General features: G+C 71.4%; 25 protein-coding genes and 1 tRNA gene. 10 read left to right on the top strand and 16 right to left on the bottom strand.

The features are described from left to right. Nucleotides 1–417 (top strand): hypothetical protein (locus tag ACTZWW_RS14425; protein ID WP_444781661.1); only part of this gene is annotated, 417 nt, incomplete at its 5' end. On the opposite strand, the gene ACTZWW_RS14420 is transcribed toward ACTZWW_RS14425, so the two are convergent. From ACTZWW_RS14420 to xdhA, 4 genes are read right to left on the bottom strand one after another with little or no spacing between them, the layout of a single operon-like run. Then, complete coding sequence (locus tag ACTZWW_RS14420; RefSeq protein WP_444781660.1) at nt 411–893, bottom strand: nucleoside deaminase; 483 nt, start codon at nt 891–893, stop codon at nt 411–413. The two genes, ACTZWW_RS14425 and ACTZWW_RS14420, sit on opposite strands and share 7 nt — an antisense overlap. Further along, nucleotides 890–2032, bottom strand: a complete 1143-nt coding sequence (gene xdhC / locus ACTZWW_RS14415) for a xanthine dehydrogenase accessory protein XdhC (protein ID WP_444781659.1) — start codon at nt 2030–2032, stop codon at nt 890–892. The genes ACTZWW_RS14420 and xdhC overlap by 4 nt, the downstream gene beginning before the upstream one ends. A gap of 6 nt (nt 2033–2038) precedes the next feature. After that, nucleotides 2039–4399 carry a xanthine dehydrogenase molybdopterin binding subunit gene (gene xdhB / locus ACTZWW_RS14410; protein ID WP_444781658.1) on the bottom strand — a complete coding sequence of 787 codons (2361 nt, stop codon included), beginning with the start codon at nt 4397–4399 and terminating at the stop codon, nt 2039–2041. 28 nt (nt 4400–4427) lie between these two features. After that, complete coding sequence (gene xdhA / locus ACTZWW_RS14405; protein ID WP_444781657.1) at nt 4428–5903, bottom strand: xanthine dehydrogenase small subunit; 1476 nt, start codon at nt 5901–5903, stop codon at nt 4428–4430. Nucleotides 5904–6033: 130 nt separating this feature from the next. Here xdhA and ACTZWW_RS14400 point away from each other — a divergent pair, with 130 nt between their 5' ends. The 7 genes from ACTZWW_RS14400 (at nt 6034) to ACTZWW_RS14370 (ending at nt 11476) form a co-directional block, all read left to right on the top strand. Continuing rightward, the gene (locus ACTZWW_RS14400) at nt 6034–6330 is read left to right on the top strand and encodes a hypothetical protein (protein WP_444781656.1); all 297 of its coding nucleotides are present in this window, start codon (nt 6034–6036) and stop codon (nt 6328–6330) included. Continuing rightward, on the top strand, nt 6330–6863 hold the full coding sequence (locus ACTZWW_RS14395; RefSeq protein WP_444781655.1) for a helix-turn-helix transcriptional regulator: 534 nt from the start codon (nt 6330–6332) through the stop codon (nt 6861–6863). Before ACTZWW_RS14400 ends, ACTZWW_RS14395 begins: the two co-directional genes overlap by 1 nt. Before the next feature lie 149 nt (nt 6864–7012). Beyond that, nucleotides 7013–7534, top strand: coding sequence for an adenosylmethionine decarboxylase (speD, locus tag ACTZWW_RS14390; protein ID WP_444781662.1), 522 nt, complete (start codon nt 7013–7015; stop codon nt 7532–7534). Beyond that, a complete protein-coding gene (gene speE / locus ACTZWW_RS14385) occupies nt 7528–8373 on the top strand; it encodes a polyamine aminopropyltransferase (RefSeq protein WP_444781654.1) in 846 nt (281 codons plus the stop codon). Before speD ends, speE begins: the two co-directional genes overlap by 7 nt. A 202-nt stretch (nt 8374–8575) precedes the next feature. Further along, nucleotides 8576–9112, top strand: coding sequence for a TRAP transporter small permease subunit (locus ACTZWW_RS14380; protein WP_444781653.1), 537 nt, complete (start codon nt 8576–8578; stop codon nt 9110–9112). Between the two features lie 11 nt (nt 9113–9123). Continuing rightward, nucleotides 9124–10794, top strand: coding sequence for a TRAP transporter large permease (locus tag ACTZWW_RS14375; protein ID WP_444781652.1), 1671 nt, complete (start codon nt 9124–9126; stop codon nt 10792–10794). A gap of 61 nt (nt 10795–10855) precedes the next feature. Further along, entirely contained in the window at nt 10856–11476 is a 621-nt protein-coding gene (locus ACTZWW_RS14370; RefSeq protein ID WP_444781651.1) for a YdeI/OmpD-associated family protein, read from the top strand. A 92-nt stretch (nt 11477–11568) separates the two neighbouring features. On the opposite strand, the gene ACTZWW_RS14365 is transcribed toward ACTZWW_RS14370, so the two are convergent. Next, nucleotides 11569–12681, bottom strand: a complete 1113-nt coding sequence (locus tag ACTZWW_RS14365; protein ID WP_444781650.1) for a TRAP transporter substrate-binding protein — start codon at nt 12679–12681, stop codon at nt 11569–11571. A gap of 356 nt (nt 12682–13037) precedes the next feature. Here ACTZWW_RS14365 and ACTZWW_RS14360 point away from each other — a divergent pair, with 356 nt between their 5' ends. After that, a complete protein-coding gene (locus ACTZWW_RS14360; RefSeq protein WP_444781649.1) occupies nt 13038–14132 on the top strand; it encodes a DUF2336 domain-containing protein in 1095 nt (364 codons plus the stop codon). 61 nt (nt 14133–14193) lie between these two features. Here the strand turns inward: ACTZWW_RS14360 and ACTZWW_RS14355 are convergent, their stop codons facing one another. The 5 genes from ACTZWW_RS14355 to rpmE form a co-directional block, all read right to left on the bottom strand. Then, nucleotides 14194–14988, bottom strand: a complete 795-nt coding sequence (locus ACTZWW_RS14355; RefSeq protein WP_444781648.1) for an outer membrane protein — start codon at nt 14986–14988, stop codon at nt 14194–14196. A gap of 60 nt (nt 14989–15048) precedes the next feature. Beyond that, on the bottom strand, nt 15049–15444 hold the full coding sequence (locus tag ACTZWW_RS14350) for a hypothetical protein (RefSeq protein WP_444781647.1): 396 nt from the start codon (nt 15442–15444) through the stop codon (nt 15049–15051). After that, nucleotides 15444–16079 (bottom strand): DUF2799 domain-containing protein, encoded by a 636-nt coding sequence (locus ACTZWW_RS14345; RefSeq protein ID WP_444781646.1) that lies wholly within the window; start codon nt 16077–16079, stop codon nt 15444–15446. Before ACTZWW_RS14345 ends, ACTZWW_RS14350 begins: the two co-directional genes overlap by 1 nt. Nucleotides 16080–16241: 162 nt before the next feature. Then, a tRNA-Thr gene (locus tag ACTZWW_RS14340) sits at nt 16242–16317 on the bottom strand. Nucleotides 16318–16527: 210 nt separating this feature from the next. Continuing rightward, entirely contained in the window at nt 16528–16764 is a 237-nt protein-coding gene (rpmE, locus tag ACTZWW_RS14335; protein WP_444781645.1) for a 50S ribosomal protein L31, read from the bottom strand. Nucleotides 16765–16915: 151 nt separating this feature from the next. Here rpmE and ACTZWW_RS14330 point away from each other — a divergent pair, with 151 nt between their 5' ends. After that, nucleotides 16916–18739 carry an ABC transporter transmembrane domain-containing protein gene (locus tag ACTZWW_RS14330; RefSeq protein ID WP_444781644.1) on the top strand — a complete coding sequence of 608 codons (1824 nt, stop codon included), beginning with the start codon at nt 16916–16918 and terminating at the stop codon, nt 18737–18739. Between the two features lie 245 nt (nt 18740–18984). On the opposite strand, the gene ACTZWW_RS14325 is transcribed toward ACTZWW_RS14330, so the two are convergent. The 6 genes from ACTZWW_RS14325 to soxC form a co-directional block, all read right to left on the bottom strand. Continuing rightward, nucleotides 18985–19374: a c-type cytochrome gene (locus tag ACTZWW_RS14325; protein ID WP_444781643.1), complete on the bottom strand. Its 390-nt coding sequence runs from the start codon at nt 19372–19374 to the stop codon at nt 18985–18987. Nucleotides 19375–19435: 61 nt separating this feature from the next. Beyond that, on the bottom strand, nt 19436–20416 hold the full coding sequence (locus ACTZWW_RS14320; RefSeq protein ID WP_444781642.1) for an MBL fold metallo-hydrolase: 981 nt from the start codon (nt 20414–20416) through the stop codon (nt 19436–19438). Continuing rightward, a complete protein-coding gene (locus ACTZWW_RS14315) occupies nt 20413–21699 on the bottom strand; it encodes an FCSD flavin-binding domain-containing protein (RefSeq protein WP_444781641.1) in 1287 nt (428 codons plus the stop codon). Before ACTZWW_RS14315 ends, ACTZWW_RS14320 begins: the two co-directional genes overlap by 4 nt. 71 nt (nt 21700–21770) lie before the next feature. Then, complete coding sequence (locus tag ACTZWW_RS14310) at nt 21771–22157, bottom strand: c-type cytochrome (protein ID WP_444781640.1); 387 nt, start codon at nt 22155–22157, stop codon at nt 21771–21773. Nucleotides 22158–22201: 44 nt separating this feature from the next. Beyond that, the gene (locus ACTZWW_RS14305; RefSeq protein ID WP_444781639.1) at nt 22202–22939 is read right to left on the bottom strand and encodes a c-type cytochrome; all 738 of its coding nucleotides are present in this window, start codon (nt 22937–22939) and stop codon (nt 22202–22204) included. Further along, entirely contained in the window at nt 22923–24236 is a 1314-nt protein-coding gene (gene soxC / locus ACTZWW_RS14300; RefSeq protein ID WP_444781638.1) for a sulfite dehydrogenase, read from the bottom strand. The genes ACTZWW_RS14305 and soxC overlap by 17 nt, the downstream gene beginning before the upstream one ends. Between the last annotated feature and the right edge of the window lie 36 nt (nt 24237–24272).

The following is a 24272-nucleotide window of genomic DNA, read 5'->3' as shown; positions in this document are numbered from 1 at the left end:
CCGCTCGTCGGCGTCGCCCTCGCCGCGCGCCCCGCGCCGCACCGCCCCCGCGCGACGCCGCCGCTGGCGCATCTGCCGGCCCGCGAGATGATCCTCGGCCTCGCCGCCCGCTACGGCACGCCCCGCGACGCGCCCGCCGACCTCGCCCACCTCGTCGCGGACGCCCTGCGACACGACCTCGCGCTCGACGAGGCGCACGTCCATTGCCCGGGTCCGCCCCGTGCGACGACCGTTCTGCCGATCGCGGCCGGCGAGGACCCGACGCCCGAGGCCGACGTCGCCGCCTGGAGCGCGCGCTACGCCCGCTCGCTGCCGCTCGCGCGCCTGCCGGACGGGCACTTCGTCGCGATCGAGCGGCCGGTGGAGACGATCGCTGCCGTGATGCGGCTCGTCCAGGCGCGGGTAGACGCTCAGTAGGCCACCTTGTCCGCCTTCTCCATCCACGCCCGGAACACCGCCTTCGCCTCCTCGAGCGGCAGGTGCTCGGCCGGGAGCGCGCGGGCGGCGGGGTCCTTGGGGATCTCGTCGTAGATGAAGGCGTCGTCGAAGCCGATCGCCGCCGCCTCGCTGCGGGTGTTGGCGTAGACGATGCGGTCGACCCGCGCCCAGAAGGCCGAGGCGAGGCACATCGGGCAGGGCTCGCAGCTCGTGTAGAGCGTCGCGCCGCGTAAGCTGAAATCGCTCACCGCCGCGCAGGCGCGGCGGATGGCGACGACCTCGGCGTGGGCCGTCGGGTCGTTCGACGAGGTGACCTCGTTCCACCCCTCGGCCAGGATCGCGCCGTCGCGCACGATCACCGCGCCGAAGGGTCCCCCGGCGCCGCTCTCCATGTGCGTGCGCGAGAGCGCCACCGCGCGGGCGAGGAAGCGGCGGTCGGCGTCGGTGGTCGTCATGCGGTCTGTCCGTCGCGTGCGGCTTCGAGCGCGTGCTCGCGGGCCTGGAGGAGCTGGGCCGCGGTGGCGGCGGCGATGATCGCGGGCTCCTTGGCCCGGATGCCGGGGAGCCCGATCGGGCAGACGAGATCGGCGATGCGGGCCTCGGCGAGGCCGATCTCGCGGAAGCGCTTCTCGAAGCGCGCCCGCTTCGTCGCGGAGCCGATGAGGCCGATATAGGGAAGCTCGTCGCGCGCAAGCGCCGCGGCCGTGAGCGCCATGTCGAGCGGGTGGGAGTGCGTCATCACCAGCACGAAGGCGCCGGGCGCCGCGTCGGCGATCTCCCGGCCGGGCTCGTCGGTGTGGATCGCCGTGGCGTTCGCCGTCACGTGGGCGGGAAAGGCGTCGGCGCGCCCGTCGATCCAGCGGACGCGGAAGGGCAGCGGCGCGAGCGCCAGCACCAGCGCGCGCCCGACATGGCCGGCGCCGAAGAGGAGGAGCGGGGTGGGAAGTGGGCCGGTGGACTCGAGCCAGACGCGGCCATCGGTCTGCGAGGAAGGCGCGCCGTCCATGCCGGCCCTCCCCTCTCCCTCGTGGAGAGGGGCCGGGGGTGTGGGGCGTGCAGGACGATCGCGACGTGGAGGACGAGCTGCCTCGGCGGCATGCTCGTTCTGGCCATGGTCGAGCCCCGCACGACGCCCCACACCCCTAGCCCCTCTCCACGAGGGAGAGGGGAACTGCGTCGCGCCCGTCGCGAGCGCCCGCGCCACCCGTCCATCCGCGCCCAGCCGGGCCGTCAACGCCAGCCCCTCCGCATCCGCCTGCGCCATCGTCCGCAGCGCGTCCAGATCCCGCTCGTCGAACGTCTCGACCGTCACCACCGCCCGCCCGCCGCAGCATTGCCCGAGATCCGGCCCGAGCGCCATGTCGAGCCGCCGCAGCGGACCCCGCCCCTCCGCCAGGGCGGCGCGGGCCTCCGCCAGCGCCCGCCATTCGAGCTCGCCGCCGCCGATCGTGCCGTGGAAGGCTCCGTCCGGGCGTACCGCCATCGCGGCGCCGGCCTCGCGCGGGGCGGAGCCCTGCACGGCGGCGACGCGCACCAGCGCCGCCGCGCCGTGGGCGGCGACGAGGCCTGCGAGACGGGCGTAGGCGCTCGTCACCCTCGGTCACCCCACGTCGCGCGGCGGCAGCGGGTTGCCGCGCAGGGCTTCGCAGGCGCGCAGCACCGCCTCCGGCGTCGCCGGCGCGTCGAGCGGGACGGGCTCGCCCGGAGCCAGCGCGTGCACCGCGTCGGCGAGCGCGCAGAAGACGCTGTTCGCCAGCATGACCGGCGGCTCGCCCACGGCCTTCGAGCGGTAGATCGTCTCCTGCCGATTCGCGTTGGGGAAGAGTGCCACGCGGAAGTCCTCCGGCACGTCGGAGGCGACCGGGATCTTGTAGGTCGAGGGCGCGTGCGTGCGCAGCCGCCCGGTGCCCGTGTCGTAGACCAGCTCCTCCGTCGTCAGCCAGCCCATCCCCTGCACGAACCCGCCCTCGATCTGGCCGATGTCGATCGCCGGGTTGATGGGCCGGCCCACGTCGTGAAGGATGTCGACGCGCGTCACCTTGTACTCGCCGGTGAGCGTGTCCACGAGCACCTCCGAGCAGGCGGCGCCGAAGGCGAAGTAGAGGAAAGGCCGGCCTTCGGCCTTGGCGCGATCCCAGGAGATGGTCGGCGTCCTGTAGAAGCCCGCCTCCGAGAGGTGGACGCGGTGCATCACGCAGTCGCGCGCGAGGTCGCCGAAGGTCAGGCTCTCGTTGCCCGCGAAGACGCGGTCGTCGCGAAAGGCCACCTCCTCGGGGGAAACGCCGAAGCGCTCGGCCGCGCGGGCCGCCATGCGCGCCTTGATCGTCCCCGCCGCGATCTTCGCCGCCATGCCGTTGAGGTCGGTGCCCGAGGAGGCCGCCGTGGGCGCCGTGTTGGGCACCTTGCCGGTCGAGGTCGCGGTGATGCGCACGCGCTCGATGGCGATGCCGAACTCCTCCGCCACGACCTGGGCGATCTTCTGATAGAGCCCCTGACCCATCTCGGTGCCGCCGTGGTTCAGGTGGACCGATCCGTCCTGGTAGACGTGCACCAGCGCGCCGGCCTGGTTGAGGTGCATCAGCGTGAAGGAGATGCCGAACTTCACCGGCGTGAGGCTGATGCCCTTCTTGAGCACCTTCGAGCGGGCGTTGAACGCAGCGATCCCCGCGCGCCGCGTGCGGTATTCGCTCGTGCGCTCCAGCGTCTCGACGAGTGCGCGCAGCGTATCCGTCTCCTCCACGGCCTGGCCGTAGGGCGTGACGTCGCGGCCGGGGCGATAGAGGTTGGCGTAGCGCACGTCGAGCGGATCGCGGCCCGTGGCCCAGGCGATGCGGTCCATCACGTGCTCGATCATCAGCATGCCCTGCGGGCCGCCGAAGCCGCGGAAGGCGGTGTTCGAGACGGTGTTGGTGAGGAGCCGGCGGGTGTCGATCCGCACGGCAGGCAGGTAGTACGAATTGTCCGAGTGGAACATCGTCCGGTCGACGACGCCCTGGGACAGGTCCGCCGAGCAGCCGCAACGCGCGTTGTGGGTCACGGCGAAGCCCGCAATCACGCCCTCGGCGTCGAAGCCCACGCGGAAGTCGCTGCGAAAGTCGTGGCGCTTGCCGGTGAGGACGAAGTCGTCGTCGCGGTCGAGCCGCACCTTGCAGGGGCGCCTCGTCAGGTGCGCGCCCAGCGCAGCGATGGCGGCCCATTGCGTCGCCTGGCTCTCCTTGCCGCCGAAGCCGCCGCCCATGCGGCGGACCTCGCAGGTGACGAAGGCGTCCGGGAGGCCGAGCACGCGGGCGATGACGTGCTGCACTTCCGTGGGGTGCTGGGTCGAGGAGAGGACGTGGATGTCGCCCTCCTCGCCGGGGGTGGCGAGCGCCGCCTGTCCCTCCAGGTAGAAATGCTCCTGGCCGCCGATGCGGATCGACGCCTCGAGACGATGCGGCGCGGCGGCGAGCGCCGGCTCCACCTCGCCGCGGCCGAAGCCGTAGTCCGGCAGCACGGTCTCGGCGCGGGCGAGCGCGTCCTCGATCGTAACGCTCGGGCGCTCCTCGTCGATCGTGACCACCGCCTTCGCCGCCGCGCGGCGGGCGGCGTCGCGGGTCTCGGCGAGCACCGCGAACAGCGCCTGGCCATGAAAGGCGACGCGATCGGTCGCGAACATCGGGTCGTCGCCGGCGGCCGGGGATACGTCGTTCTCGCCCGGCACGTCGGCGGCGGTGAGCACGCGCACGACGCCGGGGTGGGCGCGCACGGCGGCGAGGTCGAGGCCGCGGATCGTCCCGCGCGCCTTCGGCGACAGGCCGATGGCGATGTGCAGCGTGCCCTGGGGCTCGCGCACGTCGTCTATGTAGTCGGCGCTGCCCTGGACGTGGCGGCGCGCCGAATCGTGCGGCAGCGGCTTGCGCACGTGGCGCAGCGGCTCCCCGCCGTCGGGGGTAGCGTCGTCGGGATCGTGGCGGATGTTCATGCTCTGAAGCTCTCGACGGAACGCGCGATCATTCTGCGGCGGCTCGGCCTGAGGAACGCGGGGCGATGCGCAGGCCCTCGTCCCCGGCGATCTCCGCCAGCGCCTTGAAGAGCAGGTTCCGGGCCACCAGCGCCCGGTAGTCCGCCGACGCGCGGTGATCGGACATCGGCCGGTAGTCCCGCGCGAGCGCGTCGAGGGCAGGCGCCCAGGCGAGCTCGTCGTCGAGGTCGAGCCCGGCGAGCGCGGTCTCCGCATGCGGCGCACGCTTCGGCGTCGCCGCCATGCCGCCGAAGGCGATGCGGGCGCGCACGATCCGCCGGCCCTCCAGATGGACGCGGAAGGCGCCCATCACCGCCGAGATGTCCTCGTCGAAGCGCTTCGTCACCTTGTAGCAGCGGAAGACGTCGTGCTTGCGCGGCTTCTCGACCGTGACCGCGCGAACGTACTCGCCGGGCTGGCGATCCTGCTCGCGGTAGGCGAGGAAGAAGTCCTCGAGCGGCAGCGTGCGCGTGCCCGTCGCGCCCGCGAGCTCGAGCGTCGCGCCGAGCGCGATCAGCGCCGGCGGCAGGTCGCCGATGGGCGAGCCGTTGGCGATGTTGCCGCCCACCGTCCCCGACGCGCGCACCTGGACGGAGCCGAAGCGGCGCATCAGCTCGCCGAGGTCCGGGTCGATCGCGGCCAGCGCCGCATGGGCGTCGGCGTGGGAGACCATCGCGCCGAGCGTCAGCGTCTCGGGCGTGGAGCGCATCGTGCGCAGGGAGGCGACGCGCCCGAGCCAGACGATCTTCTCGATCTCCATCAACGCCTTGGTGATCCACAGCCCGACGTCGGTGGCGCCGGCGACGATCGTCGCGTCCGGGTGGCGGGCGAGCAGCGCGGCGAGGCTCTCCTCCGAGGCGGGGGCGGCGAAGAAGCGGCTCTCGTCGCCGAGGATGAGGTCCGCCTCGTCGGCTTCGATCTCGGCGAGGGCGGCGGCCGCCGCCTCGCGATGCGTCTCGAAGCGGCGGTCGCGCGGCTGCGCGCAGGCGTCGAGGGCCGCGTCGACGATCGGGCGGTAGCCGGTGCAGCGGCACAGGTTGCCCGCGAGCGCGTCGTTCACCGCCGCGCGCCCCACCGGCCGCTCCCCCTCCTCGTAGAGCGTGAACAGGCTCATCACGATGCCCGGCGTGCAGAAGCCGCACTGCGACCCGTGATGCGCCACCATCGCCTCCTGGACCGGGTGCGGCGCCCCGTCGGCGGCGATGTCCTCCACCGTGACCACGTCCGCGCCGTCGCACTGGCCGACGAGCAGGATGCAGGCGTTCACCGGCTCGTAGACCAGCCGGCCCTCGACGAGCCGGCCGAGCGCCACGGTGCACGCCCCGCAATCGCCCTCCGCGCAACCCTCCTTCGTGCCGGTGCGCCGCTCCTGGAGGCGCAGCCAGTCGAGCAGCGTGGTGCGCGGATGGACGTCGCGGATCTCGCGGACCGAGCCGTTGCGCAGGAGGCGGATGGCGTTTCGCATGGTGGGGTCGCGTTCCGTGGCGCTGGTCATCATCGCAGGATAGCGGCTGGCGCGGGGATAAGGAACGGGGCATCGCGGCGCGGAGGAGCCGTCCCCGAGAGCCGAGTTGTCACTTGACAACTCGGCGTCCATGACGGACCGTGCGGCGATCAGGAAGGCGGCGATGGCTCGGCGGCGTCACCCGGACAAGGAGATCGAGGCGGCGCTCCGCTTCGCGGAAGACAACGGTCGGCGGATCAGCCTCGGCGGAAGCCATGCCTGGGGCAAGATCTATTGCCCGTACGACGACGAAGAATGCCGCTGCGGCGAGTTCTGCATCGCCAGCGTCTGGACCACTCCGCGCAACGCGAGCGCTCATGCGCGTCACATCCGGCGTGTGGTCGAAGGCTGCATGCGCAATCTGGGCGATGGTGTCGGAGACGACTGATGACGACGATCGATGCGTTCGAGTTCACCTTGAAGTATCGCCTCCCGGCTCACGAGACGGACCTCGACGCCCTCGTCGAGCGGCTCGGCGAGGCGGGCTGCACGGACGCGCTCGTCGGCACGGGCACGGCGGGCCGGCTCGCTCTCGCCTTCACCCGCGAAGCCGCGGGCGCGACGGAGGCGCTGCGCACGGCGCTCGCGGACGTGCGACGCGCCGTGCCGGACGCGGTCCTGATCGAGGCCCAGCCGGACCTCGTGGGCCTGGCCGACGCCGCGGAGGTGCTCGGCATGACCCGCCAGAACCTGCGCAAGCTGATGCTCTCGCACGCGGATTTCCCGCTGCCGGTGCACGAGGGCACCTCGTCGCTGTGGCATCTCGCCGACCTCCTCGGCTGGTTCGAGCGCGCTCGTGGCGACGCGTCTCGCGCAGGCCTGCGCGAGACCGCCGCCGCGACGCTGGAGGTGAACCTCGCGGCGCAGGCACGCCGCTACATCACGAAGCGCTCAGAGGAGATCGAGCGGCTCGTCGGATGAACGATTCACCCCCGCGCCCTTGATCTCCCCGCACATAACCTCCAAAACCCCACCCCTGACCCGAAAGCGACACGACAGCTGGCTGGGTTCATCTGCTGGTCTTGGAGGGGCACGGGATGCGCAAAGACACCCGCCTCGCCGAATTGGGGATGGACTTCACCCTGCATGACGCAGGCGTTCGAACCAAAGAGGTGAGCACCGATCGGACTTCCGCCGCGCAGCGGGACACGATCGACGATCCATCGATCGCTGCGGCGGTTGGAACCGAGCCGGACGCGACCCGGCACGACGTGAGCCTCGATCATTTCGTCGAGAAGGACGGCCTGCGCTTCGCGGGCACGCACCTGATCGTCGATCTGTGGGAGGCCTCGCGTCTCGACGACCTGCCGGCGGTCGACGACGCGCTCAGGCGCGCCGCCGAGGCCGCGGGGGCGACGCTGCTCGCCATCGACCTGCATCATTTCACGCCCAACGGCGGGATCTCGGGGGTCGCGGTGCTGGCGGAGAGCCACATCTCGATCCACACCTGGCCGGAGAGGGCCTATGCCGCGATCGACATCTTCATGTGCGGCGACGCGCGCCCGCACGCGGCGATCGCGGTGCTGCGCGAGGCCTTCGCGCCGGCGCGCATCCAGCTCGCGGAGCACAAGCGCGGGATGATCCCGTGCTGAGCTTCGCGGAGGCGATCCACGACGGCTTCGGGCAGAGCTTCCGGGTCGATCGGCTGGTGCACTACGAGAAGACCGACCTGCAGGAGCTCGTCGTCTTCGACAACGCCTCCTTCGGCCGCGTGCTCGCGCTCGACGGGGTGATCCAGCTCACCGAGCGCGACCACCACGTCTACCACGAGATGATCGCGCACGTGCCCGTCCTCGCCCACGGCGCCGTGCGCGACGCGCTGGTGATCGGCGGCGGAGACGGCGGGGCGCTGCGCGAGCTCCTGTGGCACGCGGGCGTGCGGGTCACGCTCGTGGAGATCGACCCGCGGGTGATCGAGACCGCGCGCGCCCACCTGCCCTTCGTGTGCGGGGACGCCTTCGACCATGCCCGCGCCGAGATCGTCGTCGGCGACGGGCTCGCCTTCGTGCGCGACACCGACCGGCGCTTCGACGTGATCGTGGTGGATTCGACCGATCCCGTCGGCCCGGCGGCGGCCCTGTTCGGCGAGGGCTTCTACCGCGACTGCGCGCGCCGCCTGGCGCCCGGCGGCGTGCTCGTCACCCAGGCGGGGGTGCCGTTCTTCCAGGGCGCGCAGGTCGCCGCGGCGCATCGGGTGCGCTCGCGGCTGTTCGCGCACGCGACCGTCTACCTCGCCGCCGTGCCGACCTATACCGGCGGCCCGATGGCGCTCGGCTTCGCCTCGGACGCCGACCTCGCGCCTGGCGACGCCGCCGTCTTGCGGGAACGCTACGTCGCGGCGGGGCTCGCGACGCGCTACTACGCGCCCGACGTGCACGTGGGGGCCTTCGCGCTGCCGCCGGAGGTGCGGGCGCTCCTGCGGGATGCGTGACCCCGCCCGCACGGTCGAGTCGATCGATACTTTACTTTGAACAGACTTTACCGGTGAAATCCTGCACCCGAATTCACGCTTCTAATCCGGTAAAACGTTTCCCTTTTTCTCGGTTCACCCTACGAAAAACCAGTAGACAGCCGCGTTTCCCCGCCCGATAACGGGCTACGCACAAATACGAATAACGGGGATCCCTGCGTCCATGCCTGCGCTGATCGCCTTCGTGCGCGCCGTCGAGCGCGTCAACGACCTCGTCGGGCGCGCGGTCGCGCTGCTCACGCTCGGGACGGTGCTCGTCTGCTTCGCCACCGTCTACACGCGCTACGCGCTCAACACGAACTTCATCTGGCTCCAGGAAGCCTACGTCTGGCAGCACGCGCTCGTGATCGTGCTCGGCGGCGCCTACACGATGATGGTCGGCGGCTTCGTGCGGGTGGACATCTTCTACGGCCGCATGCCCCCCCGCGGGCGCGCCACGGTCGACATCCTCGGCACGCTCGTCTTCCTGATGCCCTTCCTGGCGGTGCTCGCCTGGTCGTTCTGGCGCTTCTTCTGGAACGGCTGGCTCGCCGACGAGGGCTCGCCCAACGAGGGCGGGCTGCCGAACTGGTGGCTGCTCCAGGGCGCGCTCGTGGTGTTCGTGGCGCTCACCTTCCTGCAGGGCTGTGCGCTCGTCGCCCGCTCGCTCCTCGTCCTGAAGGGCCGCGAGGAGTTCGCGCCCCGGCTCTCGCACGGCTGAGGAGGCGCGCCATGCTCGATCCCGCCATCGCCGGCCAGATCCTCGCCGTCGTCTTCTTCTTCTCCATCCTCGTCGTGCTGCTCTCGGGCTACATCGTCGCCTGGACGCTCGGCGGCCTGTCGATGATCTTCGCGCTCCTCGGCTGGTGGGTCGGCGCGTTCGACGCCAACCTGCTCCAGGCCCTCTCGACGCGCTTCTTCGGGGTGATCACCAACCCCGTGCTGATCGCGGTGCCGCTCTTCGTCTTCATGGGCGTCGTGCTCGAGCGCTCGAAGATCGCCGAGGTCCTGCTCACCACGATGGGCGAGCTGTTCGGCGCGCTGCGCGGCGGTCTGGGCATCTCGGTCGTCCTCGTCGGCGCGCTCCTCGCCGCCTCGACGGGCGTCGTCGGCGCGACCGTGGTGGCGATGGGCCTCCTCGCCCTGCCGGCCATGCTGCGGGCGGGCTACGACCCGAAGCTCGCCACCGGCGTCATCTGTGCCGCCGGCACGCTCGGCCAGATCCTGCCGCCCTCGACGGTGCTGATCTTCACCGCCGACATCCTGCAGGGCGCCAACGCCGCCGCGCAGGCCGAGCTCGGCAACTTCGCGCCGGACACGGTCTCCGTGGGCGACCTGTTCGTCGGCGCCTTCCTGCCGGGCATCATCCTCGCCGGCCTCTACGCGCTGTGGGTCCTGTTCCGCGCCATCGTCGACCCGAAGAGCGCCCCGGCCATCGTGATGACCCCCGAGCAGAAGGCGACGCTCGGCCGGCGCGTCGTCGTGGCGCTGATCCCGCCGCTCGCGCTCATCGTCGCCGTCCTCGGCTCGATCGTCGGCGGCGTGGCGACGCCGACCGAATCCGCCTCGGTGGGCTCGCTCGGCGCGATCCTGCTCTGCCTCATCAAGCTCCTCGCCGAGCGCGCCGTCCACGGCGACGACGGGGTCGACCACGAGGAGAAGCTGTTCTGGTTCTGGATCGGCTTTCTCGCGCTCCTGCTCGCGATCGGCGTCCTCGGCGGCGCCTTCTGGCTGCTCACCTTCCTCGTCGGCGCGATCCTCGCGGCGCTGGTGCCGGTGATGGCCTCGACGAAGCTGCGCACCCGCTTCCTCGGCACGATGGACGAGACCTGCCGCGCGACGATGACGATCACCTCGATGATCTTCATCATCCTGCTCGGTGCAACCGCCTTCGCCCTCGTCTTCACCCGCATGGGCGGCTACGACCTCGTGCAGGACTTCCTCTCCGCCATGCCCGGCGGCCAGATCGGCGCCGTCATGGCGGTGATGGCGATGATGTTCGTGCTCGGGTTCTTCCTCGACACGTTCGAGATCGTCTTCATCGTCGTGCCGATCACCGCGCCGATCCTGATCATCCTCGGCGTCGACCCGATCCTGCTCGGCGTGCTCATCGGGCTGATCCTGCAGACGTCCTTCCTCACCCCGCCCTTCGGCTTCGCGCTGTTCTACCTGCGCGGCGTGGCGCCGAAGGAAGTGGCGACGACCATGCTCTACCGCGGCGTGATCCCGTTCGTGGTCATGCAGATTGCGGTGCTCGTGCTGGTCTGGCAATGGCAGGCGCTGGCCACCTTCCTGCCGAACTACTTCTTCCGCCAGCCCGCCGCCGCGACGATCGAGGGCGGTCCCGCCCCCGCCCCGGCGCCGCTGCCCTTCGACGACAGCGAGGCGGACGAGTTCCTGTGAGGCGTCTCTCCTCCCGGCGTCGCGTGCGGTAGGCTTCCGCACCGACAAGGGGGGGCGCGCGATGGCCGAGCGTGAGGGGAAACGGTCCGGCGAGCATCACGAGCGGGTCGAGATCCCGGATCGGGAGGCGCTCGCGCACTGGCTCGCAGAGAATCATGCGCGCCGCGAGAGCGTCTGGGTGGTCCTCCCCCGCAAGTCCGATGGCGGCGCGCACGTGCCCTGGCCGGAGATCGTCGACGAGGCGCTGTGCTGGGGCTGGATCGACAGCCTGCCGCGCGAGCTCGACGAGACGCGCACGATGCTGCGCCTTTCGCCGCGAAAGCCCGGCAGCGCCTGGTCGAAGGTCAACCGCGAGAAGGTCGCGCGCCTGATGGCGGAAGGGCGCATCACACCGCCGGGCCTCGCCGTCATCGAGGCCGCGAAGGCCGGCGGCAGCTTCTACCGGCTCGCCGAGATCGACGGTCTGGAACCGCCGGCCGATCTCGTCGAGGCCTTCGCCGCGGACCCGCGGGCGCGCGCGACGTTCGACGGGTTCCCGCGCTCATCGAGGCGGGCGATCCTCGAATGGATCCTCCAGGCGAAGCGGCCCGGGACCCGCGCCGAGCGGGTCGCACGCACGGTCGCCTGCGCGGCACGGGGCCTGCGGGCGAACCATCCCGAGGCACGCGGCGTCCAGGCTTGAGACGAAAGAGCCCCCGCGACGGCGGTCGCGGGGGCGAAGGCGGGCCCGGGCGGGTGGGCGTGCCCGGGCCGATGTCGCGATCGATGCCGCGCTCAGCCGAAGCCGCGGGCCGGGAAGGCGAAGTCCAGGGTGCGGGCGTTGAGGAAGGCCTGCTCGTTGAAGCGCAGGAAGCGGGAGGTGTTCTCGCGCGAGGCGAAGTAGGACTGCCAGACCCGGCGCATGTAGTCGTTGCCGTTGTCGTACATGTCCTGAACCATCTCGCCCGCGGCCTTGCCGAGGCCCTCGAGCACCTCGCGGTTGAGGCGCAGGAACTGCACGCCGTGCTCGAGACGCAGCGTCTCCATGGTGCGGCCCGAGCCGTAGTCGTACTCGACCTTCATGTCCTCGTGCATCTGCCAGCAGGCGACCTTGATGATCTCCTGGAGGTCGGCGGGCAGCTCCTGGTACTTGGCGCGGTTGACCATCATCTGCATCATGCCGCCGGGCTCCTGCACGCCGGGGCCGTAGGAGATCTTGCAGACCTGCTGGAAGCCGAGCGCGAGATCGTTGAGCGGGCCGATGAACTCGGCCGCGTCGATCGCGCCGGACTGGAGCGCGGCGAAGATCTCGCCGCCGGGCAGCAGCACCGCGGAGCCGCCGACGCGCTGGATCAGGTCGCCGCCCAGGCCCGGGATGCGCATCTTCAGGCCCTGGAAGTCGGCCATCGTGTTGATCTCGCGCTTGAACCAGCCGAAGGACTGGGCGGACGTCTGGCCGGCCGGGAAGGCGACGATGCCGTATTGCGCGTTCAGCTCGTCCCACAGCTCGGCGCCGCCGCCGAAGTTGATCCAGGCGAACTGCTCCTGCGCCGTCATGCCGAAGGGCACGGCGAAGAAGATCGAGAAGGCGGCGTCCTTGCCGTGATGGTAGAACGAGGCGTCGTGGCCCATCTCGGCCGTGCCGTCCATCACCGCGTCCATGCAGCGCAGCGCCGGCACGAGCTCGCCCGCGGCGAAGGTCGTGATGTGAAGGCGCCCGCCAGACATGGTGTTGATGCGCTCGACGAGCCGGTCGACGCCGGTGCCGGCGCCCGGCAGGCCCTTCGGCCAGGACGTGACGAGGCGCCACTCGATGCGCTCCTGCGCGATGGCCGGAGCCGCGAGCGTGCTCGCCGCAGCGGCTCCGCCGGCGAGAGCGGCCCCCTTGAGAAACTGACGACGTTCCATGTGACTCTCCTCCGCAAGGCGAGCGCGATCGCGTCGCGACGAGGCGACGGCTCGGCATTTTTACTGAAAGGAGCCGTTCTTATCCGGCCATTTCACGCGGCTACGATGGTATAGTTCCCCTTCGTTACCGAAGATCATCTTCTATACGTTTTTCTACTCAGGTAAAGTCCTTTATTTATACTTGAAGAGACGGTGAATTCGGTGCGACGCCGCGACCGGGCATCCCACCCGCCGGAGCGGGGCGGTACGGGCCAAGTCCCTGGCGTGGCGGCGGAACGTGCGACGGCGCTCGATCGCGGTCGCGAAGCGTTAACCATCGTACCTTAAGGTCATGGCGCGAAGGAGCCGCCCGCCCCATGACCGTCGACCGCTCGACCCTCGCCGATCTCGACGGCGTCCTCGCCGCCCGCGACGCCGCGGAACGGGGACGCGCGGCGGAGCGCGTCGCCGAGCTGTTCCTGGCGCGCGCGCCGAGCCTGTCGGAGGATCACGTCGCGCTGTTCGACGACGTGCTGGAGAAGCTCGTCGGCGACATCACCTTCCGCGCCCGCGTGGCGCTCTCCGAGCGCTTCGCCGATTGCCCGAATGCGCCGCGCAAGGTCGTCTTCGCCTTCGGCAGCGACGACGAGATCCGCGTCGCCGGCCCGGTGCTCGAGCGCTCGACGCGTCTCGACGTCGACGCGCTCCTGGCCATCGCTCGCGCCAAGGGCCAGGAGCATCTGTGCGCCATCGCCAAGCGCCCGAGCGTGCCGGAGGCGGTCACCGACGTCCTGCTCGACCGCGGCGGGCGGCGCGTCGTGGCGACCGCCGCCGGCAACCCGGGCGCGGCGTTCTCCGCGGACGGCGCCGCGATCCTCGTCGCGCGGGCGCAGAGCGACGACGCGCTCGTGCGCGCGCTCGCGGCCCGCGACGACGCCTTCGCGGGCCGCATCGCCGCGCTCGTGGCGCGGGCGCGTGCGCGGGTGCGCGATACGCTGTCGCGGGAAACGGGTGCCGACCCGGAGCTGATCGAGGCGCTCGTCTCGCGGGTCGGCGCCGAGATCGCCGAGAAGGGCGACAAGCGCACGCTGCTCGGCCAGTTCTCGGAGCCGATGGCGGCGATGCAGGAGCGCGCGGCCGAGACCGGCCTCGCCGAGATCGACGCGCTGGGCGCGCTGCTCGACGGGAGGCCGGCGGAAGCGCTGTGCGTCATCGCCATCCTCCAGGGCGTGCCCGTGGAGTTCGTGGCGCGCGCCTTCCACGCCTCGACCTACGCACCGATCCTCGTGATCGCCCGTGCCTGCGACTTCCGCTGGAAGACGGTGCACCACCTCATCCACGCCAAGCTCGGCCGCGCCCTGCCCGAGGTCCTCGCCGAGGACGCCCGCGCCACCTTCGAGCGGCTTGGGCCCGCGACGGCGCGGCGCGTGCTGCGCGCGGCGTTGGCGAAGGAGCGGGGGATGCGGCACTGAGGCGTGCCGCGCGCCCGGCCGGGCACGCGGCTCACCATGGCGTCTCGTGCCTCGCGTAGCGTCAGAACGTGTAGCTGACGCCCGCCCTGACCGCATGGAAGTACGCGTCGTTGCGGTAGCCGTCCCCGGGGGAGATGGTCCGCAGCATGTTCGTGTACGATCCGAAGTCGGTATAGCGGTACTCGATGCGGCCGCTGAGCCGATCGGTGAAGGCGTGCTGGACGCCGGCGCCGACCGTCCAGCCCCATTGCGTCTGGTCGAACGACTCGCGGTAGGTGCCGGCGGCGAGGACGAGCCCGCCGCCCGTGACGACGGCGACCGGGACGGACGCGCTGAACGTGTCCTCGAACTGCGCGAAGGCCAGACCGCCGGTGGCGTAGACGAGCGTGCGGTCGAAGGCAGCGCCGAGGCGGGCGCGCAGCGAGCCCTGCCAGGTCACGTCCGTCGCCACGCCGAGCGAGAAGCCCGGTGCGGTCGGGTCGGTGATGAGCAGGTCGCTCTCCGCCCCGGAATACTCGATGTCCGCCTCCGCTCCGAGCACGAAGCCGCCGAGCTGCTGGAGATAGCCGACATGCGCGCCGCCGACGAAGCCGTCGAGATCGCTCTCGGGATCGATGCCGAGCGGACGGAGCGGGATCGGCGTCACGCCGGCGTCGAGCAGGGTGGTCTCGTTCTCGCCGAACAGCCACCCGCCCTGCACGCCGGCATAGAAGCCGGTCCAGGAGAAGACGGACACGGTCGGCGCGGGCGCCGGCGCGGTGCGCACCGGCAGGTCCGCGGCGAGCGTCGCGCCGGACAGGGCGATGACGACGGAGAAGGCCGCGGTACCGACGATTATGGGGGATCGCTTGAACATTCTCCGACTCCAGTCGTCACGTCTGCCGTCCCACACGCGACGGGCCTCGCCGCGCGCGGATCAGGAACCCTCCGCGATCGTGCAGCGCGGCGCGTCTGCGTAGCGCGCCGCCGCCTCGTCCCACACGACGGTGCAGGAGAGGCCGCGGCCCACGGGCAGCACCACCTCCATGGTTGCATCATCTTCATACAAGCACAACAGGGCAATGGCGTCGGGCGAGCCCGCCGGCACGACCCAGGCGAGAGTGGCGCCATCGATCTCCGGCGCGAGCTCGAAGCGGGTGCCTTCGGCGACGGCGAAGACCGAGAACGATCGCAGGCCCATTCCTTCGCCGAGAGAGGCCGGGCAGAGCGGCGCGGCCGGGATCTCGGCGCGCGCCGGCACGGCTGTCGCGGCGGCCGTCGCGGCGACGGCGCTCAGAACGACAGCAGGAAGCGGCGACGTTCGGCGGCCCATCAGCGTCGCCCGAGTCGGTCGAAGAAGGCGGACGCCGCCGCCTGTGCCGGCTCGAGCTCCACGCGCGCCTGGCGCAGCTCGGATTGCGCCCGGTCCATGTCCCAGCGCAGGTCGTCCAGCCGGTCGCGGATCTCGTCGAGCTTGTCGCGGCGCGCGTCCGCGGTGAGGTCTCGGTCGCTGCGGATGCGCTCCATCTGCTGGCGGAACTGCTCGCGCGACTGCTCGAAGTCGCGGATCCGGCCCTCGGCCGAGGCGACGCGGCGCTCCGCGAGGCCGAGACGCTGGCCGACCGAGCGGCCCTCCAGGAACGGCCCCGCCACCGCGGCCGGGCACAGGCCGTGATACCCCTCGTTCGCGCGCCCGCCCCGGAAACCGTTCTCCGGCGTGCACCAGATCAGCACGCCCTCGTCCCAGCCTGCGCGGTAGGCGACGGGATCGGGAACAATGCTGAAGTTCGCGCAGGTCCGCGCATGGCTCTCGAGACGCGACGGCGCGTGCCCCTCGGCGCCGTCCCGCTGCCCGATGCTCGCCCAGTCCTCGGCCCGGCATTCCTCGCGCGTGATCGTCGCGCACCCCGAGATTGAGAATGCCAAAGCGACGACACCGACCAGGCCCGCCGCCCGCGCCGCACCCATCGACCTGCTCCCACGGAAGCCGAAGTTCTCTCGTCGATAATGCAATAGGAATTTAATTTCAACCATGGCGCCCGGTTCGCGGCGGCCGCGGTGTGGCCGCGCCGCCGAGATCGGCGGTGCCGCCGAAGGCGGCACGGGCGGGACGAGCGATCGTCGTGCGCATGGTGCCGGCTGTCGGACTCGAACCGACGACCTACCGCTTACAAGGCGGTTGCTCTACCAGCTGAGCTAAGCCGGCATGCGCGGCCGGACGGGAGCCGAGGGCGCCCGCGCAAGGGTTAGCAGTCGGCACGGAGACGCGCAAGCGCGGGCGGCACGCACCCGTCCCCGCCGCGTGGGCCGGAAGCCGCGAACGCGAAAACCCCGGCCGCAGGACGGCCGGGGCGCGCACGCGTGACTGGAGACGCGGGCGATCTCGGGGGCGCGCGACCGCGAGGTCGCGGCGCGTTCACTTGCGGCCGAAGGACATCCCGGCGAAACGGTTGTTGAAGCGCGACACGCGGCCGCCGCGGTCGAGCAGCGCCTGCGACGCGCCGGTCCAGGCCGGATGCGTCTTCGGGTCGATGTCGAGCGGGAGGGTGTCGCCCTCCTTGCCGTAGGTGGAACGCGTCTGGTACGTCGTACCGTCGGTCATCTGGACGGTGATGAAGTGGTAATCCGGATGGTTGGTCGCGGCCTTGGGCATAGATTGAACCTCCTCGCACCGTCGCCTGCGCGTCCCGCGTGACGACGACGGCTTGCGACGTTATGTCGAGCCAGTGACTGGGATCGCGGGGCTATACCCCAGCGGCGTGACGAGTTCAAGCGAGGCCTGAGCGCCGAGGAACGGGAACATCATGGCGGACCAGATCGGGGGCGCGGGGACGAAGCCGGGGGACGGGACGAGCGGGCGCGCCAACCTCGGCGCGCTCAGGCCGCTCGTCGGCTTCGCCGCCCGCTACAAGGGTCGCATCGCCGCAGCCCTCGGCGCGCTCGTCGTGGCCTCGGTCGCGACGCTCGCGGTACCGCTCGCCGTGCGCCGGGTGATCGACCACGGCTTCTCGGATGCGCAGGGCGACCTGATCAGCGCCTATTTCGGCATGCTCGTCATCGTCGTCGGTTTCCTCGCGCTGGGCTCGGCGCTGCGCTACTACTTCGTGATCACGCTCGGCGAGCGGGTGGTGGCGGACGTGCGCGCCGCCGTGTTCGAGCGGCTCACCACGCTCGACCCGGCCTTCTTCGACGCGAGCCGGGCGGGCGAGCTCGTCTCGCGGCTCACCGCCGACACGACGCAGGTGAAGGCGGCCTTCGGCGCCTCGATCTCGATCGCGCTGCGCAACGCCGTGCTGCTCGTCGGCGCCATCGCGCTGATGATCTGGACGAGCCCGAAGCTCTCCGCCCTCGTCCTCGTGGCGCTGCCGCTCATCGTCGTGCCGATCATCGTCTCGGGCCGCAAGGTGCGCCGGCGCTCGCGCATCGCGCAGGACAAGCTCGCGGACGCCTCGGCCTTCGCCGCCGAGGCGGTGGGTGCGGTCCGCACCATGCAGGCCTTCGGCATGGAGCGCGAGACCGCCCGGCGCTTCGCGCACGCGGCGGAGGAGGCCTACGACGCGGCGCGGATCTCGGTGCGCGCCCGCGCCATGCTCACGGGGGCGGCGATCTTCCTCGTCTCCGCGAGCGTGGTGGGCGTGCTCTGGTACGGCGCGCAGGCGGTGCTGGCGGGCACGATGACCGGGGGCACACTCGGGCAGTTCGTGCTCTATGCCGTCTTCGCCGCCTCCGCCATGGGGCAGCTCTCGGAGGTCTACGGCGAGCTCGCGCAGGCCGCAGGCTCGGCGGAGCGGCTCGGCGAGATCCTGGAGGCGCTGCCGGGCGTCACCGCGCCCGAGCGGCCCCGCGCGCTGCCGGAGCCGCCGCTCGGCTCCGTCGCCTTCGAGGACGTGCGCTTCCACTACCCCACCCGCACGGAGGCGCCGGCGTTGGAGGGCGTCTCCTTCGCGCTGCGGCCCGGCGAGCGGGTGGCGCTCGTCGGCCCGTCGGGCTCGGGCAAGTCCACCGTTCTCCAGCTGATCCTGCGCTTCTACGACCCGGAAGCCGGTCGCGTGAGCGTCGACGGCGTGCCGGTCACCGAGGCCGACCCCGTCGCCCTGCGCCGACGCCTCGCCCTCGTGCCGCAGGAGCCGACGATCTTCGGGGTGAGCGTGCTCGACAACATCCGCTACGGCCGGCCGGAGGCGACCGAGGCGCAGGTGCGCGAGGCGGCGCGGCTCGCGAGCGCGGACACCTTCGTCGAGGCGCTTCCCGAAGGCTACGCCACCCTCGTCGGCGAGCGCGGCGTCACCCTGTCCGGCGGCCAGCGCCAGCGCATCGCCATCGCCCGCGCCATCCTCAAGGACGCGCCGATCCTGCTCCTGGACGAGGCGACGAGCGCGCTCGACGCCGAGAGCGAGCATGCGGTGCAGGAGGCGCTCGACCGGCTGATGCAGGGCCGCACCACGCTCGTCATCGCCCACCGCCTCGCCACAGTGCGCTCCGCCGACCGAATCCTGGTCATGGACGCCGGCCGGATCGTCGAGGAAGGCGACCACGACGGTCTCGTCGCCCGCGGCGGTCTCTACGCCCGCCTCGCCCGCCTGCAGTTCTCGGACGCGCAGGACCGCCGCTCGCAGGCGGCGGAATAGGATGACACCGCCCGTCACCCCGGGGTCGCGAAGCGGGCCCGGGGCCGGAACCGCAGGGGTTCGCTGAGCGTGCGCGGGAGCGCGCGCGTCCACGAACGCCGATGGAGGCGTGTGCACGTCGCTCTTCGAGGGCCGGACGTTCCCAGTCCCGAACAGCGGAACGGCGGCGGGCCCATTGAGCCCGCCGCCGTTCCCGTGGTCGCGCCGAAGCGTGCGAGGCGGCGCCGCCGAGCGGCGCCGGGGCCTCACTTCATCGTGCCGTCGGCGTTGAACTGATCGAGGTAGGCGATCAGGTCGGCGACCTGCTGATCGTCGCGCAGGCCCGCGAAGGTCATGCGAGTGCCCGGCGTGACGCCGCGCGGATCCTTGATGTAGACGGCGAAGTTCTCATGGTCCCAGACCTTGTCGAGGTTCTCGTAGGCCTGCGAGTAGCGGTAGCCTTCCACGGACCCGGCCTCGCGGCCGAACAGGCCGTTGAGCTGCGGGCCGACGCGGTTCTGGGCGTTCTCGCCGACCATGTGGCAGGCGCTGCAGACGCGGAACACGCGCTCACCGGCGGCCGCGTCCTGGGCCTGGGCGGAGCCGATTCCGCCGAGCATCAGGAACGACGCGGCGACGAGGGCGATCTTACGCATGGGCTGGTTTCCTCTCTCTTCGGGCATGTGGGTCGAGCTTGGAGCTGATCCAGCCCAGCCTTTATAGCGCGCCAGATCCTGAAGCGAAGATGAATGCGCCATTTCGTCGTTCGACGGAGCCGATTCCCGGAAACGGAAGGTGAAACCCCACGAGCCCGATGCGATCCGTCGCCAGCCGGTCGAGCAGCGCGAGGCGCGTGGCGATCGCCTGCTCGCGGTCGAGGTCGGTCCCAAGGGGCCAGCCCGGCTTCTGGAACGAGATGAGCACGTTGGTGAGCGCGTCCCCGCCCACGAGGAGCTGGCTCCCACCGCTCTCGACGAGGACCGAGGCATGGCCCGGCGTGTGGCCCGGCGTGGCGACGTAGCGCACGCCGGGGGCGAGCTCGGCCTCGTCGCCCGCGGTCTCCAGCGCATCGCCGAGCGTGCCGATCACCCGCGCGGCGCCGAGCGCGAGGCCCTTCAGCCAATCCGGCGCGGTGTCGGGCGTCGTGGGATCGGTCCAGAAGGCGTGCTCGGTCTCGCCCATCACGTGGCGGGCGTTGGGAAAGCGCGGCCCCTCCTCGAAGTCGTCGACGGCGCCCCAGAGGTGGTCCGCGTGGCCGTGGGTGAAGACGACGTCGGTCACGTCCTCGGGCGCGACGCCGATCTCGCCGAGCGCGTCCGTCAGCCGGCCCGCCGTCGCCTGGAATGTCGGGCCGGAGCCGGCGTCGACGAGGATGCGCCGCGCGCCGGTCTCGACGAGGACGACGTTGGTCTGGTTCACGAACTCCCGCGGCGGCTCCATGCCGTTCTCGCGAAAGAGCGCGTCGAGATCGGCGCCGTCCGTCTCCGGCAGGGTGAAGGAGACGGGCAGCGCCACGGTGCCGTCCGAGACGACCCGGACACGGATGTCACCGAGCGCGACCGTATCGCTCGCCCGGGCGCGGGCGAGGCGCATCCCGGGCTGGAGGCCGAGAGCGATCGCGGCTCCGGCGAGCGGAGCCGCGCCGAGGAGCGCCCGGCGCGTGGTCCCGCCGGCTCCGTATCCACCGTGCGGGCTCATCCGAAGATGTCCGCGGCGATGCCCTCGTACCAGCCGATGTTCTCGGCCTGGGTCTGGCGGCGCAGGTCGTCGCTCTCGTCGAGCTGCGAGACGAAGGTCTCGGTCGCCGTGATCTTGCCGTCCTTGGGCTCGTAGCGCCCGCCGACCTTCACCGCGTCGTCGTCCGCGATCAGGCTCCAGCAGGTGTTGGCGTAGCGCGCCGGGAACTGCCGCGAGCCGGTGAGCGCGGCGCGGATGGCGTTGGCCGCGACCTTGGCCTGGGAGTTCGCCGAGAAGCCGGACTTCGGCATGTCGCCCGCGATCGTCGCGTCGCCGAGAACCGTGATCGCGTCGTCGATCGTGGAGCGCATCGTCTCCGCCAGGATGGGGCAGTAGCCGGTCTCGTCGGCGAGCCCGGCCTGGACGGCGATGCCACCGGCACGCTGCGCCGGGATGACGTTGATGAGGTCGGCCTCATAGGGTCCGAAGCCGGTCTCGACCGTCATCGACGCGGCGTCCACCGCCCCGATGCCGCCATGGATGTCGGGGTCCTGCCACTCGACCATGCCGGTGTAGTAGCGCTGCCATCCGGCCGAGAAGAGCGCCTGCTTGGAGAAGCTCGGCTTCGGGTCGAGGATCACGATGCGCGAGCGGGTGTGGCCCTTGGCCTTGAGCACGTGCGCCATCATCGAGACGCGCTCGTAGGGGCCGGGCGGGCAGCGATAGGGGTTGGGCGGGGCGATCATGACGATCTGCGCGCCGTCCTCGAGCGCGTCGAGCTGCGCCTTGAGGAGCTGCGTCTGCGGGCCGGCGAGCCAGGCGTGGGGAAGCCGCTCCGCCACCTCCTCCGAGTAGCCCTCGACCGATGAGTAGACCAGGTCGATGCCCGGGGCGACCACGAGGTGATCGTAGGCGAGGTCCGAGCCGTCGCCGAGCCGCACGGTCTTCGCCTCGCGGTCGATCGCCGCCGCCGCCTGGCGCACGTGCTTGACGCCGTAGGCCTGGGTGAGCTGCTCGTAGCCGTGGTTGATCTCGTCCCAGCCCTTGAAGTCGCCGAGATAGAGGTTCGAGTGGAAGCAGGTGGCGAAGCGCTCCTTGGGCTCGACCAGCGTGACGTCGACCGCGCCCTGCGAGTCGCGCGCCACGTACTTGGCCAGCGTCGCCCCGCCCGGCCCGCCGCCGATCACCACGAGCCGCGGGCGCGCGCCCTGTGCGATGGAGGTTGCCGCGAGGCCGAAGGGCAGGGCGGCTGCGGCGGCCGCGACGGCTCCGGCCTTGATGACGTCTCGACGGGTGAACGACATGTCGGATCCTCCCAGCACGGCCCGCGGGCCTATTTCACATCATAATTCGTGTTGATCACACATTTTCCATCTTACCGTGGATTTTCTGCTTTACCAGGGCGGAGCGCAGCGAAATAGGCGGCGAGCGCGGCGAGCTCCTCGTCTCCGTACCGCGCCGCGATGGTGCGCATGACCTGGTTCTCGCGCGTGCCGTCCTTGTAGAGCTCCATCACGTGCACGAAGCTCTCGACGGGCCAGCCGACGATCGGCGGGATGCCGTCGAAATCGCCGCTCTCCTGGTGGCAGGTGACGCACTCCCCCGCGAGGAAGGCGCCGTACTCGGCGTCGCCGGCGAGGCCCTGCGCGCCCGCGCCGTTCGAGAGCACGAGCATGCCGGCCGCGGCGAGCGCCGCGACCGGCGTGAAATGACGGGGGATCGAGACGCGCATGAGTACAACTTCCATCATCTCGGATTGCATGGCAAGATCATTCCGCCGATCCGGGCAGCGGGAGATCGCCCGCATCAATCGACGGTGGGTCCCTGCCCCGGCTCCGGCGTGACGTCGAGCGCCCTGGCGCGCATCGTGATCTCGGCCGTGCCGGGAAGGCAATCCGCCATGCACGGCTCCCGCCAGAAATGCGCCTCCGCCGTCTCCCGGTCGTCGGGGACGAAGTTCGCCACGTTCTCGAGCGTGATCTCGGCGTAGCTCTCCCGGTCGAGCTCGAATTCCTCGTCGAGGATCACGTCGTTGAGCCAGAGCACGTAGGCCGTGACCGCGTAGAGCTCGTCGGGCGTCAGCGACTGGGCGTTGCCGTAGGGCATGGCGCGGTAGATGTAGTCGATCAGCGTCGAGGCGTAGGGCCAGTACGAGCCGACGGTCTTCACCGGGTCGTGGCTCGCGAGCGTGCCGGCGCCGCCCGCCAGCATCGGCCAGCGCCCGGCGCTCTCGCCGAAGTCGCCGTGGCACACCGCGCATTGCACGATGTAGATCTCCTCGCCCTCGAGCGCCGTGCCGCGCCCCTCCGGCAGGCCGACGCCGTCCGGGCGCACGTCGATGTCCCAGCCGGCGATCTCCTCGGCGGCGGCCGGACGGCCGAGCCCCAGACCGGTCGGCAGCTCCGGGAAGGCGCCGTCGGTCGCCGAGCCGGTGGTCTCGGTGGCGAGGGTCGGCGCCGGACGAAGCGCCCCGCCCGCGAGCACCGTCGCGCCGGCGAGGAGGGCGGCGAGCGCGAGGGCACGCATCTCACGAAACCTCGACATTCTCGACCTCCCCGCTGGCCATGACGTGCCAGGTCTGGATCCCGTTGTTGTGGTAGATCGAGTTGAGGCCGCGCACCGCCCGCAGCTCGTTCTTCGTCGGCTGGACGTAGCCGGTCTCGTCGATCGCGCGCGACTGCAGCAGCAGCGGCGAGCCGTCCCAGTCGAGCTCGTAGTAGAAGCGCGTCAGCGCCTTGCCCCAGACGGGACCGTCGAGGCGCGCGCGCCGCCAGTTGCGCCCGCCGTCGAGGGAGACGTCGACGGCCGCGACCTTGCCGCGGCCGGACCAGGCGAGGCCGGAGATCACGGTGAAGCCGCGGCCGTGGTTCACCGGCGCCTGCGGGCTCGGGCTCGTGATCACGGACTTGGCGTCCATCACGAAGGTGAACTCGCGTGCGCGCCCATCCGCGAGCAGGTCGGTGTATTTCGACGTCTCCTCGCGGTGGTACCAGGGCTGGTCGCCGACCTCGATGCGGCGCAGCCACTTCACCCACATGTTCGCCTCCCAGCCGGGGACGACCATGCGCACGGGGTAGCCGTTCTCGGGGCGCAGCATCTCGCCGTTCATGCGGTAGGCGACGAGGCAATCGTCGAGCGCTTTCTCCATGGGGAGCGAGCGCGTCATGCCCGACGCGTCGGCGCCCTCGAGCAGCAGCCACTTGCCGGTCGGCTTCACGCCCGCCTCGGCGAGGAGCACGCGCAGCGGCACGCCGGTGTACATCACGCAGTGGATCATGCCGTGCGTGAACTGGCAGCCGTTGAGCTGCGCGCCGCGCCATTCCATGCCCGAGTTCGCCGCGCACTCGGCGAAGTAGGCGCGGTTGACCCGCGGCATGCGCTTGATGTCGTCGAGGGTGAAGACGAGCTCCCTGTCGACGAGCCCGTGCAGGATCAGGCGCCAGTCCTGCGGAGGGATCTCGGCGATGCCCCCGTGGTGGCGCTCGAAGCAAAGGCCATTGGGGGTGATCGGCCCGTCGAGCGCGTGCAGCGGCGTGAAGCTCACCGACGATTCGCGCGAGGCGGTGAGCCATTCGACGTCGCGGCGCACGACGTGGCTCTCGTGCTCGGAGGGCCGGCCGTAGGCGCGCACGGCAACGCCGTCGCCGAGGTAGCGCGACCAGTCGGGCACGTTCGGCGGGAGATTGGCGGAATTGCCCGCGACCGCCCCCGAGGCGGTCTCGGCGGCGGCGCGACCGCCGACCAGCGCGGCGCCGCCGGCGGCGAGCCCCGTGCGCAGGAAGGTCCGGCGCGAGGCTCCCGGCCCCGTTCGCCCGTTCCCGCCGGCTTCGTCCTTCGACATCGTCTCGTTCCCTCGGTGATGATCGTCGTCTCGTGT

Origin of the sequence: Salinarimonas sp. NSM (assembly GCF_052380005.1) — a bacterium.
Taxonomy (GTDB): domain Bacteria; phylum Pseudomonadota; class Alphaproteobacteria; order Rhizobiales; family Beijerinckiaceae; genus Salinarimonas.
Note: the sequence above shows the minus strand (reverse complement) of the source record. Positions and strands in the feature narration are given on the sequence as shown.